A 17,947-nucleotide genomic window follows, 5' to 3' on the forward strand; every position below is an offset into this window, starting at 1 on the left:
GTCAATATGAAATCATATAAATTAGTTCTTCTCTGTTTAATTATTATTGCTCCACTGAGTTTAATGGCCCAAGATATTAGAGGGAAGTGGATGCAGGTCAAAATCCCTCATTACATAAGTTACCCTCTGATCAACATTATAGAAATAACTGGAGACAGTATTTTTTCATATAATTTCGATAGGTTGTACGATAAGGGAAAATTAGAAATTACCCATGACCAATTGATATTAAGAGATACTATTTCCATTGAATTCGAATTTTTGGGAAATAATATTTTTGTTCAAAATACCCCAAATCAAATAGAGGATGATAATACCGAATTTAAATTTGTCCGCCTTCTACCTACAGAAGATTTAAATAATATGGCAAAGAGTCTTGATAGCACAATTTATAGAATCCCATTCCCAAATGAGAAATTGACATTTAAGTTGGGTGAAAAAATGAACCAAGGTCATGCCTATATTATTAACGATCCGCCCATAGCTTTTGACCACAGTAGTATAGAAATGTTTGGAGAAACTTATTTTTTGTGCTTCTATACACTTGGCCGTCTTAGTTATGTATTCCCAATTAAAGAAATATATTCAGACTCACTTGTGCTATATGGCATTCCTGGTGCAGAAAATGAAGTGGTAGCCAGAAGAGTTCAATAGTATTGTCTGAATTGATTTTTAGATTTTAACCATTTCTTTTAGCTCAATAAGTAAGAATCTCAGGTTCTCTAAAAAGCAATCGGAATTAGTTTCTAAATAGAATTAATTTCCAATTGATAAGTGTCAAGAACATTGCTTGGTAAGGACTTTAGATAAATTTGGGTGGTACTGAGTTTATTATGTCCCATCATTGCGGATATGGCCTCCAAAGGGACTTTTTTGAACATGGCATGGGTTGCAAAACTATGCCTTGAAACATAGGAAGTCAAACGCTCTTCAATCTCACATTCTTTTGCAATCTCTTTCAAACCAATATTGTAACGTCTAAGTTCCCATTGGGCATCTTTATACTGCAACTCCAAAGTGTCCCGATAAATTATGGGTAATAAAAAACCAGAGGGGTTAGGATTGTCCAGATAGTACTGAATAATGGGTTTAATCTGATCGGTTATAATTATATCGTAGCGTTTACCTGTTTTCCGTCTTTGGAATTTAACACGACCATCGATGATATTATCCCTTTTCAGGAATGCCATGTCAATAAATGACATGCCCAACATCAGATAGGAAAGAATAAAATAGTTGCGATAGTGAAAATGATTGGAACCAATCTTGGTTTTCATTTCAAGTATTTTCTTGATGCTTTCAATCTTAATGGCTCTTTTTTCAGTGGGCTTTGTTTTTATGGTGTAGTATTTAAAAGGGTATAGTGCTTCATCCACCATGCCCTCCTTGATTCCTTTATTGTAGATGGCCTTTATCGTTCTCATGTAAGATGCAATTCCATTGATGGTATTGCCTGGCTTTGATAAATGGTGCCTTTCAAACCGTTTTAAGAACTCAAGATTAAGTTCATTGAACTTTAAATCCCTATTGTTTGTAAACACTTTTAGTCTTCCTATGATTCCGGAATAGTTTCTTGCAGTGCCTATTCGTTTTTCCCTAATAAGCTCTTCTGCTTTTTGAAGACCGAACTCATAGAATGAGTTTAACCGTTTTCTATTTACAATTTTATCGGCAATGTCTTTTGCTGTTAGCCTATCCAATTGATCATTGTCGGCCAGTCTATTGATTACTTCTTGTGCCTTAAGTTGTTTTTTTAATAAAAGGGTGTTCATTAAGTGAACCGAATCAACATCTGGAAAATTTCTCTTTACTTTGCACCTGTGATGATCCCAGTATTCTTCTGGGACATAATGGCCTGTTTTGATCGAAGTGGTTTTTCTAAAATGGGTCAGCCTCAAAATGATGGGAAAACATCCATTTTGGGTCATTCTGCGGGTGTCCAAACTTAGCTTTATACTCGTGTTCATGAACATAAGTTATAAAAAAATTTGCACGCAATTTGCACGCAAAAGCTTGGTTTCAATTGATTCCGTTTGAAATCAAAATTTATTAAAACATTGATAATCAGTTAAATAAAGGTAAATTTGATTTTGCTTGTACCCCATTCGGCGACGCTGTTAATCAGAGGGTCCTTGGTTCGAGCCCAAGAGGGGGAGCAAAAATGAAAAGAGCTGCACGAAAGTGTGGCTCTTTTCATTTCGCCCTATTGTAACGAGAACTTGCATGCCGCAGGCGCAGGGTTTATCCTGAGCGAAGTCGAAGGAAGCCCAAGAGGGAAACAGAAATTAAAGCCCATTCCCAAGAGAGGTGGCTTTTTGGTTTGATGAGTTTAAAATGAAGATTAATTGCCAAATATGAATCCGTTGTATCTACCTCAAGAAATCTAGTTTAAGAAAAGTGCAGTTGCGGGACTTGTCTGGGAAAGCAAGAAAAAGAGACAAATATATTTAGAGATATCTTAATAAAGAGTGACCATGCAGATTATCTTTTACTACAGTTTTTTTCAATATAATTATCAATCTCTTTAAACCAATTCTTGTCACTTGAATCAGCATTACTGGTTTTCAGATACAAGTTTTTAGCCTTTTCAGCATAAAATTCTGCTTCAGAACAATCCTTGATTTCAGAATTTTCAGAATATAATTTGGCTATTTCAAATAAGACATGGGCATATTGAGCATGAAAATCTATATTGGCATTGCCATTGATAATATCTTCTCTTATGTCTAAACAAGTTTGGTAGTTGTTTAAAGATAGTTCATACTTTCCTAAAGCCTGATAAAGGCTACCTTTATCATAGTATATAATACTTTTGGTCAACTTATCCGAAGGATTCTGAAGCTCCAACTTACTTACTAAACTTTCAGCCTGAGTCAAATAATCTTCTGCTTTTTTCAGAAGGTTTTCTTCATTATTATTCTTACCTCCTTTATACCGTGTGATGTATGACTCAGAAAGTTGACTTAATAATTTAGCTTTAATTAATTTAAATTGTGGAGTCAATTTCTCCTTGATATTGTTTTTAATAAGCTGAAGTCCAAGATTATATTCTACATCAGCTAAATCCAAGTTGTCATTTAGCAAATAATAGTTTCCCTTTGCGTTAATAGAATTTAAGTATAAACTCAAATTTTCCGAGGAAGGGTATTTGTTAAAGGCTTCTTTCTTGTATTCAAGAGCTTTATCTAAATAATAAATTTTGGGTTCGCCCAGGGGGATTTTTTTACCAAGAATATACAAGTCATTATATACTGGACCTAAGAAGTTTATCACGATATCATCTTCTTTTACCAATTGACTATATTGAGAAATAGCCTTTTCATAATGCTTTTTAGCTGTTTTATTGTCACCTAATAGCTTAGCGAGCGCACCAATTCTGTAATTATTGTAAGCTTCTGATTGGACCACTGAAAAACTTTTTAATTCAATCTTTTCAAACTTCTCATATGCTCTCAAATAAAGGTTTAATGTTTTGGGGTCGTGGCTATGATATCCATAGAACTGAATGTCTCCTAGAAATGAGAGACTCAATGCTTGTTTTTCTATTGATTGGCTTGAAAAAGAAAGATTGTCAAAAATCGGCAGTGCTTTTTCAAAGTCATCATTCAAATAATATTTCATTGCCAAATGAAAATCATCTTCATCATCCTTATCTATGGTTTTAATTAAATTGTTCAATCGTTTTTTTGGGATGCTCAGCCGATTAGCAGCAAGAGTTAAAAATTCCTTTTTATTTAAACTAGGATAAACCCTTCTTAGTTCTATGAGCCTTTCAATTAAGAGATTATCTTCCAATTTATCTTGACGTTCATCGGAACTTTGATTTATTTTCCAACCTATTCCGGAAAGTATAATGGCAAATATTATACCGAGCACCAATTGTAAAGTATTCAATTTCATTATGAATTTTAACTTTAAAGATGTAATTTAAGTAAAAATAGGCAGACAATTCGGATAACTAAAAAACAGATACATTGTAAGGCTTTGGTAATCAATTCCCTAAAATCCTTGGTTCGAGCCCAAGAGGGGGAGCAGAAATGAAAGCCCATTCCAAAAGGAGTGGGCTTTTTTGTTGAATGTCTTTCCCTCTAAACCAATAACAACACAACCGTCAACAGAAATCCCGCTACGGCAAAGTACAGTCCTTTTTTATAGATCGGGGCGCTGGGCCGGAACATAAAAAAAGCGGAAACCGCAAAAAACAATAAGGCGACCCCAAAGAAAATCCCCAGCCAGAACAAAGGGTGGCCCGAATGCATTTTGTGTAGCTTGTTCATATTGTCCAGGATCTTTGGCAAACGTTTTTCGGTATAGGAAGCCTCTCCGGTTTCCATATTGTATGTGCCCCCTTCAAAATACACGATATCGCCCTCTGTTCTGTCCACTTTGAAGCCACGTTTCCGCAATGCGGCACCCAAAGCCTCTTCATTGAGGTTGGGTTCCAAGGTGGTGATCACCTGCACCTCGCTTTTCATGTAATCCGTATTTCGGAACGTCAGCACAATGCCGCTGATGGCATAAACGGCCATGATCCCGGCCAAAAAGAACCCCAGATAGCGATGGAACTCCCTAAACGTGTTTTCGGATTTTCTTCCCATAAGAATAAAAATAAATGGAGAAAGGTGGCCATGGACCAACCTTTCTCCTCAAAATAGTATTGATTGTTATTGTTGTGCCATTTCCAGATTGATGGTCAGGTCAACCTCGTCGCCCAAGGAAGCGGTTTCCCCGCCAACACCAAAATCCAATCGGTTGATGGTGCCGGTCAGTTTGAGTCCCGCTTTTAGTTTTTGGCTGCGCTGATCGGTGATGACACCATTCACCTTACCTTCGAGGGTAATCGGTTTGGTGACCCCGTGCATGGTAAGGTCCCCTGTCAATTTAAAGGTCTTGTCCCCTGTTTTCTCATAACCGGTACTTTTGAAGGTGATGGAGGGATACGTTTCGGCGTCAAAAAAGTCCGCACTTCTCAAATGGTTGTCCCTCCTTTCGTTATCGGTATCGATGCTAGTGGTCTTGATATCGACCATAAATTCGGCATCCCCAAACGTATCGGATGCGGTCGCCGTGATGTCAAAATCACTGAAATGGCCCTCTACCTCGGATATCATCAAGTGGGTAATGGCAAAACCGACCTTGGAATGTGATTTGTCGGATTTCCATGAGGATTGCGCAGTCGCAAACAGACCTGTCAAAAACGCAAGTGCAATGATTGTTTTCTTCATAGTGTAAAATTTAGTGTTAGTGGTGTCGTCAAATTGTTCTGAAAAATAGTGATATTAGGAATATGCTGTATCCAACAGCAAAAAACCATATCCAATTTGGGCATTTTTTTGATGGCCAGGAACTATTTTCCACAAACAACAGGGCTGGTCCCGTGACCGACCGATTCATGGTGAAAAACACGCCACAAATTGTCGTTGGGGGGAATAATAATGCTGTTCATAAACCTGTTTTTTTTAAAAAGAGGTTTAATGCATAGATTTGATTTTGAATTAATTGAAAGGCATTGATTTCCAAAAAGGAACTTCTTTTTCAGATAGTGCTCCATGTTCTTGTCCTGCTGTTTTTTTCTTTTGACAGGGTAGAGGGGGGCATCGTTGTACACAAGGCTATTTTTTTGCTGTTCTATAGTGCTGCGACTATAGTGGTCACCTATTTCTTGATGCCAAGATTTCTCTACAGGAAAAAATACTGGCAATTTTTTCTCGGGTTCATAGTGGTGGTCGTGGCAGTCATAGCCATAGAGGAATTGATCATGGAGCCCATCATGTTCCCCAATACCAAACGGGCGACCACTTTCCCCGGCATTTATATTTCGTTGTTGGGCGTGTTGCCGGTCATGTTCATTCTTTCCGGTTGTAAATTTGGCTGGGACGCCTTGCAGAAACAAGACCAGATAGATGAGTTGCAAAGTACCATACAGGAAAGCGAGCTTCAGTTCCTGCGATCACAGATCAACCCACACTTTTTGTTCAACAACCTGAACAATCTCTATTCCTACGCATTGCAGAACTCCCCAAAGACCCCGGAGATCATCTTGGAGATGAGTGGTGTTTTGCGGTACATGCTGTACGAATCCAAGGAACAGTTCGTACCTTTAAAAAAGGAACTGGAACAACTGGGCAACTTTATCCGGCTGTACCGATTACAGATTGAGGACAGGGGCAATGTCCGATTCGAAGTGGGCGAGATGGAAGGGGAGCACCGAATAGCCCCTTTGATATTGATTGTGTTCATAGAAAATGCATTCAAACACAGCCAATCGGGACAGTCCTCCAACATCGAGATCGACATTTCGGTGCAGATGAAAGGCCCTGTTCTGGAGTTCCACTGTAAGAACAATTTTGAAACCGTGCCCAGTCTTGATACCGTGGCCAAGGGGATAGGTCTCAAGAACGTAAAGAAACGATTGGAGCTTTTGTATCCCAAGAAACATCTATTGGAGATCAAAGAGAAGGATAACAGCTACGAAGTATACCTGAGACTGGAACTGGAAAAAATATAGCCGTATGAGATGTATCATTGTTGAGGACCAACCACCAGCGCAACGGATCCTTAAGAAGTTCATTGATGAAGTACCTGCCTTGGAACTTGTAGGGGTCTTTTCCGACGGTATCCAGGCCATGCAGTTCTTGAATGCCGAGCCGGTGGACCTTATGTTTCTGGACATCCATTTGCCCAAGATCAATGGATTGGACTTTCTGAAGAGCATCCCAGAGCCGCCACAGGTGATTTTGACCACCGCTTTTTCCGAATACGCCCTGGAAGGATATGACCTCAATGTAGTGGACTATCTGTTGAAACCATTTTCTTTCCAGCGGTTTTTACAGGCAGTGAACAAAGTAGGGGCAAAACAGGAGAACGGTGCATCGGGCAATGGGAATGCACCCATTAGCGAAATCTATGTGAAATCCAGTCATGAGCACATCAAGGTTTTGGTGAAGGACATCTACACCATTTCCTCGGATTCCGATTATACCGAGATCCATCTAAAGAACAAAAAGATCCTTTCCAATGAACCCCTACGCCATTGGTTGGACATTCTTGGGGCTGGCCAGTTTTACCAAGTACACAAATCCCACATCATCAACACCCAAAAGATAGACCGGATATCCGGCAACATGGTATTGTTGACGGACGGCTCAAAAATTCCCCTCGGCCGGGCATACAAAGAACATTTCCTAAAAAGTATCCTACAGCAATAAAAAAGCCCTGACGAAAGTTCAGGGCTTTTTTGTAAAATCTTTTATAGTGACTACTTGGCAAAATACACATAGATGGCAATCACGGCCACACAAATGAAGGCACTGGCCAATTTGACGTGCTTCCATGGTTCTATGGACACTTGCTTGGTGTATTCCAGTTCGAAAGGTTCCTTTCTTGGATATATCTTGCCTATGATGAGCATGATAATGATGTTGGTGATGAACAGTATCGCCATCACGTGGAGGTAATGCGGATAGGCACCCGCTTCCACCATGTGCAGTGCTTCCGGATCCGTGACACCGTTTGCCTTGGCCTCCGCCAAGGCATTGGCCACCATTCTTGGGCCCACGATGAACTGGCTGATGATGTATAAAATGGAACCTGAGAGGATGCCGATTTTGGCCGCAATGGCAGGGACCCTTTTGGTCAGATATCCCACTACAATGATGGTGAAGATGGGGATGCTATAAATACCGTTGATTTCCTGTAAATAATTGAAAAGACTACCGGCATTGGCAATCAGCGGCGCAATGAACATGGCGGCCAGTGCCAAACAGATCCCAAAGATCTTTCCATATTTCACGATGGTCATTTCGGAAGCCTCCTTGTTGATGTGCTGCTTGTAGATGTCGATGCCGAAAAGCGTCACCGAACTGTTGAGCACACTGTTGAAGGAACTCAGGATAGCCCCAAAGAGCACGGCGGCAAAAAAGCCCATCAAGGGTTTTGGCAATACGGCCCTTACCAGTTCGGGATAGGCCAAGTCACTGCTGGACAATCCGCCTTCAAAATAATAGTAAGCGATCATTCCGGGCAAGACCAAGATAATGGGCCCCAAGATCTTTAAAAAGGCGGCCAATAAAAGCCCCTTTTGTCCTTCGGCCAGGTTTTTCGCACCCAATCCCCTTTGAATGATCTGCTGGTTGGTCCCCCAATAAAACAATTGGACCAACATCATGCCCGTAAAAATTGTCGAGAAGGGGACTTCCTGCCCTGGATTTCCGGTAGAATCGAAACGTTCCGGATTTGCTGCCATCAAGGTGTCCAAGCCGTTCAAGACACTGCCATCACCAATGGCGATCAATCCAAATACCGGAATGAGCAATCCTCCAATGATGAGGCCTATCGCATTGATACTATCGGAAACGGCCACGGCCTTCAGTCCTCCAAAAACCGCATAAATGGAGCCCACGATACCGATGCCCCAAATGCAGATGAGCAATGCCGTGGAATCCGAAACACCGAGCAATTGGGGCACATCGAACATTCCGCTGATGGCCACGGACCCTGAATACAAGATCACTGGGAGAAGCACCACAACATAACCCGTCAAGAACAGTCCCGAAGTAATGGTTTTGGTGGTAGTATCGAACCTTTTGGCCAAGAATTGCGGAACAGTGGTCAAGCCACCCTTCAAATAACGGGGCAACAGGAACATGGCCGTTACCACAATGGCCAATGCGGCCAAGGTCTCCCAGGCCATTACCGACAGTCCATCCTTGTAGGCGCTACCATTGAGGCCCACAATCTGTTCGGTCGAAAGGTTGGTCAAGAGCAATGAGCCGGCAATGACTCCGGCAGTCAGGCTCCTTCCGCCCAAAAAATAGCCATCAGAAGATGTTTCGTCCGTTTTTCTGACGGACCACCAGGAAATGAACGCCACCAGAAGCGTAAATCCTAAAAATGAGATAAGTGCCATGTGTTACATTTTGATTTTTTGGCCCAAGGTGAAAGGCCGAAAGGGTTAGTTTGTTCTGTTAATTAAATTGGTCATTTGTATTTCAAATAACTCCGATGATCGTCTCCTCTTTTTGAGTGCAAGCCGTTTCAAAATTCAAGAGGGGTATGACGGTCTCTTGCCTGCTAATATAATCGGAATTTTCCAAAATACGGTTGACCGTCAATAATCAGGTGCTTAAGGTTTCCATTACAGAATTGGATCTACTCTTTAAAGTTATGGGCCATTTTTATAAAAAATGAGGGTGGGGAGACCATCTGTTTATTGCTAACCTTTTTTTAATCTTAAAGAGAAGATGGGTTTATACTAATTTGAGTTATTTGAAAAATAATTTTAGTATTTGTAAACTTTTTTTCAACTAAAATATGCTCAAAAAACGGTCAAGCTTGGTCTTTGTGCTCCACGCATCGCTCGCAGCTTTTGGCGCCTATTTTTGCATGTACGCTTTTAGGAAGCCATTTTCGGTTGCCACTTTTGAGGGGATGGCCTTTATGGGAATCAACTACAAAATTTTGTTGGTCATAGCACAGGTTTTGGGATATGCCCTCTCCAAATTTGTGGGGATAAAGATCATATCAGAACTCAAATCCAACAAAAGACTGTTTTTTTTCATCGCATTGATCCTATTGGCCGAACTGTCGCTCATTTTGTTCGCCCTTGTCCCTGCACCCTATAATCTCGTTTTCATGTTCCTGAATGGCCTTCCCTTGGGGATGATTTGGGGCATTGTGTTCTCCTATATCGAAGGAAGAAAGTTTACCGATATCTTGGGCGTTGTGCTATGTGCCAGTTTTATCGTGTCCAGCGGGGTGGTCAAGTCGGTGGGGCTTTCTGTGATGGATTTTTGGGGTGTGAGCGAGTTTTGGATGCCCTCCGTCACAGGTGCGATGTTCTTTCTGCCCCTGCTGCTGTGCGCTTACCTATTGCAAAAAGTACCACCGCCCACTGCAGAGGACATTGAATCACGTACTGAGCGTGTGCCTATGACGGGAGCGGACAGGAAACATTTGGTCAAGCAATTCTTTTTTCCTCTGCTGTTGGTGGTCGTGTTTTATACTTTTCTTACCGCTTTCAGGGATTTTAGGGACAACTTTGCCCGCGAGCTTTGGGACAGCATTGGGTACCAAGGGGACATTTCGGTATTTTCCACATCGGAGATCATCATCGCCATTGTGGTGCTCGTGATCATTGGGTCCATTTTTTACATCAAGGACAATTATCGAGCCTTGTTGACCTATCACTTACTGCTCTTGTTGGGGGCATTGGTCCTTGGCATCTCCACGTTGATGTTCCAAATGGGAGTCTTGGATTCTTTTCTATGGATGGTCTGCACAGGTTTTGGGCTCTATATCTGTTATGTGCCCTTCAACTGTCTCTTTTTTGACCGATTCATAGCCACCTTTAAAATCAAGGGAAACTCAGGTTTTCTGATCTATATTGCCGATGCCTTCGGGTATGTGGGGAGTGTTCTGGTATTGCTGTACAAAAACTTTGGACAGGCCAAACTATCCTGGCTGAATTTCTTTGTGTATGGCACATATGCCGTGGCACTTATCGGTATAGGAATTACCATCGTACTGTTCCTTCATTTTGGGGCAAGACGAAAATCTGAACAGACCAACAAACAATTGGATTATGGACAATAGATACGATGTTGCGATAGTGGGCGGGGGCATTTTGGGCACTTTTCATGCTTATCACGCACTGGAACTGGGCCTTAAGGTCTGCTTGCTGGAAAAAGATGCCTATCCGCAAGGGGCGACCACCCAAAATTTTGGGCAGGTGGTACCATCTGGAATGAACTCCAAATGGCAAAAATTGGGTAGGGAGAGCCTCCGCATCTATAAGGATATCCAATCCCAGTTTGACATCAGCATTCGCCAAAACGGAACGGTCTATCTGGCCTCCAACGAAGAAGAGGAACAGCTTTTGGTAGAGCTCAGGGCCATAAACAACAACAATGACTATGCTTCCCGAATGCTCACCAAAGGTGAATGTCTGGACCGGTACCCGGGACTGCGAAAGGAATATGTGAAGGCCGGACTTTTTTTTCCCGATGAGGTCACCGTGGAACCAAGGACCATGATCCATAGACTACAAGAGTATTTGACGACCCAAAAGGGATTGACCATGAAGACTCATTTCACCGCCGTGTCCTGCGAAAGAAACGGGGATTGGACAACGGTGAGGAGCACCGGAAATGAAACTGTGTTGGCCAAAAAAGTCATCATCTGCAATGGCAGTGATTTTAAAAATCTATATCCCGAAGTGTTTGCCCAGAGTGATCTGGAAGTGTCCAAATTGCAGATGATGCAGACCAAGCCGCAGAAAAGCTATTCCTTAAAAGGTTCCATCTTGACCGGGTGGTCCATCCGAAGGTACGAGGCGTTCCATGAATGTCCATCATTTGCACAAGTAAAGCAAAATGAGCCGGCGGACAGCCTTCAAAAAAAATGGGGAGTACACATCCTTTTCAAGCAGGCGGTGGACGGTTCGGTGATCTTGGGCGATTCGCATCAATATGCCGATGTGGACCACATGGAAGACCTTGGGTATGACCTGGATATGGACATAGATCATTTCATGCTGGAAGAGGCCAAAAAAATAATGGAACTCCCTACTTACGAGATACACAGAAGATGGTATGGGATGTATTCGCAGTGCAAAACAAAGGATATTTTTCAAACGACCATTGACGAACATATCCACATTGTCACCGGAATTGGTGGTAAGGGCATGACCGGAAGTGCGGGTTTTTCCAAAAAGAATATTGCAACTATTTTTAATAAAGAGAGAATCAATTTATGAAGGAAATAAAACTTGCGGTTTTTGATATGGCCGGCACCACGGTGAACGAGGATAATGTAGTGTACAAAACCGTCAGGAAGGCATTGGCCCGATCAGGAGTAGAGGTCACATTGGACACCGTTCTGGAATTTGGCGCCGGAAAGGAAAAGTTCAAGGCCATATCCGATATCCTGGAAGAGACGCAAACCAATGGGGTGGATGCCAAGGCCGTTTTTGAAGATTTCAAAGTGCTGCTGAAAGAGGCTTATGAAAACCTTGAAGTGACATCCTACGATGGCGTTGAGGAACTGTTCGGGGTTTTAAAGGCCCATGGGGTGAAGGTCGTGCTCAACACGGGCTATGATAGGAAAACAGCACAGTCCCTTTTGGATAAATTGGGCTGGGTCGTTGGACTTCAGATCGATGGCCTCATCACGGCCGATGATGTGGAGCAGGGAAGGCCTTCTTCGGAAATGATAGACGAGGCCATGGAAATGTTCCGAATAACAGATTCAGGACAGGTGCTCAAAGCCGGCGATTCCGTGATAGATATTGAAGAGGGCAAGAACGCCAATTGCGGCATCACCGTGGGAGTACTGACGGGAGCTCAGACCCGTGAGCAATTGGAGACTGCTCACCCGACCATGATTCTCGATTCCTTGAGCGAACTGGTCAAGGTTTTGTTCCCTTGATCAAATAAAGAAATAGACCACCAACATCTTCGAGGCCACGTTGCCCCGATTTACTGGAACATGGGGGATTCTGCCATCAAAGAAAATGGAATCCCCTTCTTGGAGCAGCACCTCTTGGTCCCCGATCTCATAATAGCATTCCCCGCTTAGCACATATTTGAACTCAAACGCATCCGTGACCACCTTCTCACGTTTGGAATTGGGCTTTACCTCCAGCAATACACTTTCAAACCCTACCGAGTTCAATTGCTTTCCAAAAATGTAACTGTAGCTGAACCCTATCGCCTCATCCTCCTTTTCAATAAGGGTGTGGTCGTCCTTTCGGGAAACCAGGAAATTTTGGCCGTTCACCTTGGGCATCCCATCAAAAAATGCGGTCATTTCGGTCCCCAGTGCACCCACAATCTTCAGGAACACGGGCAGGGAGGGAATGGTCCTTCCGTTTTCGATGCGGGAAATGAGCCCGGCGGTCACCCCAGCATCGATGGCAACTTCACTGATGGTCTTTTTATTGCCCTTTCGGATTTCCTTGATCCGCTTTCCTATGCCGATGAGATAATCTTCCATGATATGTCTTTAATAGGTGTGTCCATTTTCAATATCCATAAATACTAAAAATACGGCGTAAACTGCGCAGTAAGCCCAAGAAACATTGAAAAGTACTGTTTTTGAAGCAGTTTAAAAAGTGAATATTTGTAAATAATGTTTACCTAACATTCAAAGGATTCTTTTAACCATTCCATATCCTTTTTTTAATCTGTACAAAGGCATGCCTTAACTCTTGTGTTGGATATTTGTTGATAAATAATTAACCAATTTTTACAAATATTCAACAAATGAAAAAATCAATCGTAGCGTTTTTACTTGCCTTTACCGTAAGTATCATAGGCTATTCGCAAGGCACCTTTTCAGGAAAGGTGGTGGATGAGAACAACGTGCCGCTGCCAGGGGCATCGGTGGTTGTAAAAGGTGGTAGCGCAGGTGTGGCCACTGATTTTGATGGAAATTTCCAGATTGAACTTTCGCAAGGAGGTGAAATATTGGAGATATCCTATATAGGATATGTGTCCCAAGATTTTGACACAACGGGAAAGACCTCCGCAACCATTTCGCTGCAACCCGATTCACAACAATTGGATGAGGTGGTGGTAACGGCCTTGGGCATCCAAAGGGAGACCAAGAAGCTGGCCTATGCCGTGCAGAAAGTTTCCGGGGAGGAAATATCTGAGGCAAAGGAGACCAACGTAGTGAACTCACTGGCCGGTAAAATGGCCGGGGTGCAGGTCACGGGCGGGAACTCGGGCGTTGGGTCCACTTCGCAGATCATCATCAGGGGTGAAAACTCATTGAACCCCAGTCCAAATGCCAATTCCCCGTTATTTGTGGTCGATGGTATCCCCGTGAACAACAATGTGAACAATACCGGAAGCGAGGGCAACATGGGCGTTGATTATGGCAACGGTGCCATGGACATCAACCCGGACGATGTGGAAACCATGACCGTGCTGAAAGGCCCCAATGCCACCGCACTTTACGGTTCCAGGGGAGCCAATGGCGTCATCTTGATCACTACCAAATCAGGGAAGGGTTCCAAAGGAATCGGTGTTACATACACCAACAATACCACGTTTGAAGACCTTCTGACCTTGCCAAAATACCAGAACCGCTATGGACAGGGATCCAATGGTCAGTTTGCCTTCAATGATGGTGGCCAGAACCGTTCCTTGACCGGTGGGATCAATGATCACGTGGATGAAAGCTGGGGCCCTGCCTTGAATGGACAACTGATCCCGCAGCACGATAGCCCCACCACAAGTGGTCTGCGTGCAGGAGATGTCCATGTAAGGCCAAGAAACCCCGATGGCACGTTTGCCGATGAGATCATCGCCACTCCCTTTTCACCGCAACCAAGTAATATTGACGATTTCTTCAGGACCGGTTTTACACTGAGCAACAACATTGCCCTTACCGGGGGGAATGAGGACGGGAATTTCAGGGTGTCCTTCACCGATCTTCAGAGTGAGAGTGTAATCCCGAATTCCAACTTTAAAAGAAGGACCTATCAAGTGAACGGGTCCTATAACCTGACCGATTGGTTAAAGGTGACCGGTTCCATGAACTACATCAATTCCAATTCACGCAACCGTCCGAACAACTCCTACGGTACCGAGAACGTAATGTACCTATGGATCTGGTTTGGCCGCCACATCAACATGAACAGTTTAAGGGATTACTGGCAGCCCGGTCTGGAAGGGGTGCAGCAATTCAACTACAACTACAACTATCACGATAACCCGTTCTTCACGGTTTTCGAAAATACCAACGCCTTTAACAAGGACCGTTTGATCACCAACCTGAGGGCGGATATACAATTGGCCAAAGGATTAAGCTTCATGCTGCGTTCCGGGTTCGATTATTCCAACGAATTGGACAGGCGCAAAAGGGCCTATTCCACCCAGCGTTTCCCCAACGGACAGTATCGGGAGGATTTTATTTATGCCTACGAGCAGAACACGGATTTCTTGTTGGCCTACAACACGGAGATCAATCAAGATTTTGATTTCGGTGTTTCGTTTGGTGGAAACCACCGTTCTGCAAAGAACAGGTACCAACGGATCAGTGCCAACTCACTGTCCATTCCTGGGATCTACAATTTTGGGAATGCTGCTGAACCGTTGACACAGAGCGATTATGACGGCAAGTTTACCGTGAACAGTCTCTATGCCTTCTCGAACGTTTCCTACAAAGACTATGCATTTTTGGATGTGACCGCACGTAACGACTGGTCCTCCACATTGCCCGATGGCAACAACAGCTACTTCTACCCCTCCGTGGGATTGAGCTTTATCCTTTCCGATATGTTCACCATGCCCCAAGCCATCAGCTTTGCAAAACTTAGGGGAGGTTGGGCCAGTGTGGGTAACGATACGGATTCCTACAATTTGGCCGCCACCTACGGTTTTGGAAACACGTTCAATGGTTTTTCAAGGGTGTATTCACCTTCCGAGTTGAAGTTGGCCGATTTGAAACCCGAACGTACCAACTCCTTTGAGGTAGGTGCCGATGTGAGGTTCTTTGGTAGCAGACTGGGCTTGGACGTAGCCGCCTATACATCGGTGACCAACAACCAGATACTTTCCCTTCCGGTTTCCAATACATCAGGTTATAGTAGCAGGGTCATCAATGCCGGGGAAGTGGAGAACAAAGGTTTGGAGATCACCCTGACCGCAACACCAATTCAAACCGACAGCTTTAGCTGGGATACGAACATCAACTTTACCACCAACCGTGGAGAGGTCAAGGAACTTACCGAAGGGTTGGATAGTTATTTGGTGAAATCCAACTATCTGCAAGTGGTAGCCGAGGTAGGTGGCCGTATGGGAGATCTGTACGGAACTGGTTTCGAACAGGTAACCGACAAGAGCAGTCCTTATTATGGACAATGGATCATTGATCCCAATTCCGGTCTTCCCATCAGAAGCAATGAACTCAGAAACTTGGGGAACTACAATCCAGATTTTATGGTCGGTTTCCAGAACAGCTTTAGCTACAAAAATTTTAGGTTTGGATTCTTGTTCGATTGGAGACAGGGAGGTGTTTACCATTCCAGAACAGTGGCCATTGGAGGAACAACAGGGATGCTGGACTTTACGGTTCCCGGACGTGAATCAGGAATTGTTGCACAAGGTGTCATTGACAACGGAAACGGGTCATACACCCCCAACACCACCAGTGTGAATGCTTCCAATTACTATTCCCATGTGTACAACAGAAGCAATGAGCAAAGCTCCATGTTCGATGCCAGTTATGTAAAACTGAGAGAAGTGAAACTGGGATATACCTTCCCAAGAAAATTATTGGAAAAGACCCCGCTGAAATCGGCATCCGTGGCATTGGTCGGTCGTAACCTGGCCTTGTGGACAGAGAACGACCATGTAGATCCCGAGACCATTTCCTTGTCCGGTGGCTCCATTGTTCCCGGGGTAGAGGATATGGCCCTGCCAAGCACCAGAAGCTTCGGTCTGAACCTAAACGTAGAATTTTAATACCCAAGAATCAAGAAGATGAAAACATCAAACGTCATAACATCACTATTGTTCGCAGGAAGCGTTTTGGTTTCCTGTACGGAAAATTTTGAGGAAATCAACTCCAACCCCAACGCCCCTGAACAAGTAAGTGCCAACCTGTTGTTGTCCACCGTGACCTCCGAACTTACCAGGCAGCTTACCCAAGAGGGCTACAGCGACGGAAACACCATTACCCAGTTGATGGCCAAGAACAACTTTCCCGGTTTTAGCCAGTTTGACTGGGGAGATCAGGGAATGTGGAACCTGTTTTACAGCTATTTGCCCGAGATCAATGATATTTTGGAAATTTCAAGGGCCGAAGGCACACAGAATGCCACCTATGAAGGCATTGCCCTGACCATGCGCGCCCTTTGCTTTGCCAATCTTACAGATCTTTATGGCCATGTACCCTACACAGAGGCCATGTCCGGGGAAAGTTCGGGCATTTTCACCCCAAAATATGACGACCAGGAAACCGTGTACAACGGCGTGCTCCAAGATTTGGCAGATGCCGATGCAGCCCTGGCCAAAGGCGAGACCATTACAGGGTCAACAGGCGATGTCATCTATGATGGCGATGCAGCGCAATGGAGAAAATTGGCCAATTCACTCCGACTCCGCTATTTGATGCGAATTTCGAAAAGAAGGGATGTTTCGGCAGAAATGCAGGCCATCGTCAACGCTGGAAACTACATCAGCACCAATGATGACAATGCAGTTTTGGTATACAGTGGTACATCCAATGCCGACTCTTGGCCCGAAAGCACAGGTCGTATCGGTGGGTTCGATGAAAAGAGTTTATGTACCACTTTATTGGGCTATTTTGAAAACTTCAACGATCCAAGATTGGATATCTGGTTCGACCGCAACAGTGATGGCGAATGGGTGGGAATACCCATCGGCCTCAATCAGGACAATGCCCGTGCCTATGATGACCAATTCAGCCCAAGCCGCTTGGATGTGGAACTGTTCTATTTTTCAAGAACGGCTGCCCAGGCATACATCATGAAAAATTCGGAAGTACAGTTCATCTTGGCCGAAGCTGCAGAAAGAGGGTTTATCACAGGAAATGCCGAAACCTATTATAATGAAGGTATAAGAGCCAGTCTGTCCTACTGGGGAGTTCTAGATGCGGACATCGACACCTATTTGGCAGGGCCAACGGTACAATACGATGGCACTTTGGAATTATTGTTGACCCAAAAGACCATAGCGCTTTGGAATGTGGATTATCAAGGTTGGATGGATTACAGAAGGACCGGACTACCCGCTTTGGAAACCGGCCCAGACGATTTGAACGGAGGACGCTATCCCGTTCGCTTCCTGTATCCTTCCTCAGAACAGACCTTGAACAAGGCCAATTACGATGCAGCGGTCCAGGCCATGGGCGGTGAAGGTGATAACATCAATACCCCGGGTTGGTGGGAAACTGGAAACAGGTATTAAAACGATTC

General features: G+C 43.8%; 14 protein-coding genes. 8 read left to right on the forward strand and 6 right to left on the reverse strand.

The window, feature by feature from the left end:
* Positions 1–6 precede the first annotated feature (6 nt).
* Complete coding sequence (locus SD450_RS04240) at positions 7–654, forward strand: hypothetical protein (protein WP_318343387.1); 648 nt, start codon at positions 7–9, stop codon at positions 652–654.
* A 92-nt stretch (positions 655–746) separates the two neighbouring features.
* Here the strand turns inward: SD450_RS04240 and SD450_RS04245 are convergent, their stop codons facing one another.
* From SD450_RS04245 to SD450_RS04260, 4 genes are all read right to left on the reverse strand, one after another.
* Positions 747–1,973 carry a site-specific integrase gene (locus SD450_RS04245; RefSeq protein ID WP_318343388.1) on the reverse strand — a complete coding sequence of 409 codons (1,227 nt, stop codon included), beginning with the start codon at positions 1,971–1,973 and terminating at the stop codon, positions 747–749.
* 508 nt (positions 1,974–2,481) lie between these two features.
* Entirely contained in the window at positions 2,482–3,900 is a 1,419-nt protein-coding gene (locus SD450_RS04250; RefSeq protein ID WP_318343389.1) for a tetratricopeptide repeat protein, read from the reverse strand.
* Between the two features lie 188 nt (positions 3,901–4,088).
* On the reverse strand, positions 4,089–4,598 hold the full coding sequence (locus SD450_RS04255; RefSeq protein ID WP_318343390.1) for a PepSY domain-containing protein: 510 nt from the start codon (positions 4,596–4,598) through the stop codon (positions 4,089–4,091).
* Between the two features lie 66 nt (positions 4,599–4,664).
* On the reverse strand, positions 4,665–5,225 hold the full coding sequence (locus tag SD450_RS04260) for a YceI family protein (RefSeq protein WP_318343391.1): 561 nt from the start codon (positions 5,223–5,225) through the stop codon (positions 4,665–4,667).
* Positions 5,226–5,509: 284 nt separating this feature from the next.
* Between SD450_RS04260 and SD450_RS04265 the strand changes: the two genes are divergently transcribed.
* Both SD450_RS04265 and SD450_RS04270 read left to right on the forward strand, forming a co-directional pair.
* Positions 5,510–6,508, forward strand: coding sequence for a sensor histidine kinase (locus tag SD450_RS04265; protein WP_318343392.1), 999 nt, complete (start codon positions 5,510–5,512; stop codon positions 6,506–6,508).
* Positions 6,509–6,512: 4 nt separating this feature from the next.
* Positions 6,513–7,208: a LytR/AlgR family response regulator transcription factor gene (locus SD450_RS04270; RefSeq protein ID WP_318343393.1), complete on the forward strand. Its 696-nt coding sequence runs from the start codon at positions 6,513–6,515 to the stop codon at positions 7,206–7,208.
* 50 nt (positions 7,209–7,258) lie between these two features.
* On the opposite strand, the gene SD450_RS04275 is transcribed toward SD450_RS04270, so the two are convergent.
* On the reverse strand, positions 7,259–8,908 hold the full coding sequence (locus tag SD450_RS04275; RefSeq protein WP_318343394.1) for a solute:sodium symporter family transporter: 1,650 nt from the start codon (positions 8,906–8,908) through the stop codon (positions 7,259–7,261).
* Between the two features lie 404 nt (positions 8,909–9,312).
* Between SD450_RS04275 and SD450_RS04280 the strand changes: the two genes are divergently transcribed.
* The 3 genes from SD450_RS04280 to SD450_RS04290 are packed head-to-tail and all read left to right on the forward strand — an operon-like array spanning position 9,313 to position 12,426.
* Positions 9,313–10,593, forward strand: coding sequence for a DUF5690 family protein (locus SD450_RS04280; protein WP_318343395.1), 1,281 nt, complete (start codon positions 9,313–9,315; stop codon positions 10,591–10,593).
* Positions 10,583–11,755: a TIGR03364 family FAD-dependent oxidoreductase gene (locus SD450_RS04285; RefSeq protein WP_318343396.1), complete on the forward strand. Its 1,173-nt coding sequence runs from the start codon at positions 10,583–10,585 to the stop codon at positions 11,753–11,755. Before SD450_RS04280 ends, SD450_RS04285 begins: the two co-directional genes overlap by 11 nt.
* Positions 11,752–12,426 carry a phosphonatase-like hydrolase gene (locus SD450_RS04290; protein ID WP_318343397.1) on the forward strand — a complete coding sequence of 225 codons (675 nt, stop codon included), beginning with the start codon at positions 11,752–11,754 and terminating at the stop codon, positions 12,424–12,426. The genes SD450_RS04285 and SD450_RS04290 overlap by 4 nt, the downstream gene beginning before the upstream one ends.
* Here SD450_RS04290 and SD450_RS04295 read toward each other — a convergent pair whose 3' ends face one another.
* Positions 12,427–12,993: a helix-turn-helix domain-containing protein gene (locus SD450_RS04295; protein ID WP_318343398.1), complete on the reverse strand. Its 567-nt coding sequence runs from the start codon at positions 12,991–12,993 to the stop codon at positions 12,427–12,429.
* 269 nt (positions 12,994–13,262) lie between these two features.
* Between SD450_RS04295 and SD450_RS04300 the strand changes: the two genes are divergently transcribed.
* Entirely contained in the window at positions 13,263–16,472 is a 3,210-nt protein-coding gene (locus SD450_RS04300; RefSeq protein ID WP_318343399.1) for a SusC/RagA family TonB-linked outer membrane protein, read from the forward strand.
* Between the two features lie 18 nt (positions 16,473–16,490).
* Positions 16,491–17,939, forward strand: coding sequence for a SusD/RagB family nutrient-binding outer membrane lipoprotein (locus tag SD450_RS04305; protein WP_318343400.1), 1,449 nt, complete (start codon positions 16,491–16,493; stop codon positions 17,937–17,939).
* Positions 17,940–17,947 lie beyond the last annotated feature (8 nt).

The organism is Flagellimonas baculiformis (genome assembly GCF_033441575.1).
Lineage (GTDB): Bacteria > Bacteroidota > Bacteroidia > Flavobacteriales > Flavobacteriaceae > Flagellimonas > Flagellimonas baculiformis.

Bases quoted from the DNA above. Each gene is read 5' to 3' on its own strand.
- SD450_RS04240 (WP_318343387.1), top strand. From the start codon at position 7: ATGAAATCATATAAATTAGTTCTTCTCTGTTTAATTATTATTGCTCCA.
- SD450_RS04245 (WP_318343388.1), bottom strand. From the start codon at position 1,973: ATGTTCATGAACACGAGTATAAAGCTAAGTTTGGACACCCGCAGAATG.
- SD450_RS04250 (WP_318343389.1), bottom strand. From the start codon at position 3,900: ATGAAATTGAATACTTTACAATTGGTGCTCGGTATAATATTTGCCATT.
- SD450_RS04255 (WP_318343390.1), bottom strand. From the start codon at position 4,598: ATGGGAAGAAAATCCGAAAACACGTTTAGGGAGTTCCATCGCTATCTG.
- SD450_RS04260 (WP_318343391.1), bottom strand. From the start codon at position 5,225: ATGAAGAAAACAATCATTGCACTTGCGTTTTTGACAGGTCTGTTTGCG.
- SD450_RS04270 (WP_318343393.1), top strand. From the start codon at position 6,513: ATGAGATGTATCATTGTTGAGGACCAACCACCAGCGCAACGGATCCTT.
- SD450_RS04275 (WP_318343394.1), bottom strand. From the start codon at position 8,908: ATGGCACTTATCTCATTTTTAGGATTTACGCTTCTGGTGGCGTTCATT.
- SD450_RS04280 (WP_318343395.1), top strand. From the start codon at position 9,313: ATGCTCAAAAAACGGTCAAGCTTGGTCTTTGTGCTCCACGCATCGCTC.
- SD450_RS04285 (WP_318343396.1), top strand. From the start codon at position 10,583: ATGGACAATAGATACGATGTTGCGATAGTGGGCGGGGGCATTTTGGGC.
- SD450_RS04290 (WP_318343397.1), top strand. From the start codon at position 11,752: ATGAAGGAAATAAAACTTGCGGTTTTTGATATGGCCGGCACCACGGTG.
- SD450_RS04295 (WP_318343398.1), bottom strand. From the start codon at position 12,993: ATGGAAGATTATCTCATCGGCATAGGAAAGCGGATCAAGGAAATCCGA.
- SD450_RS04300 (WP_318343399.1), top strand. From the start codon at position 13,263: ATGAAAAAATCAATCGTAGCGTTTTTACTTGCCTTTACCGTAAGTATC.
- SD450_RS04305 (WP_318343400.1), top strand. From the start codon at position 16,491: ATGAAAACATCAAACGTCATAACATCACTATTGTTCGCAGGAAGCGTT.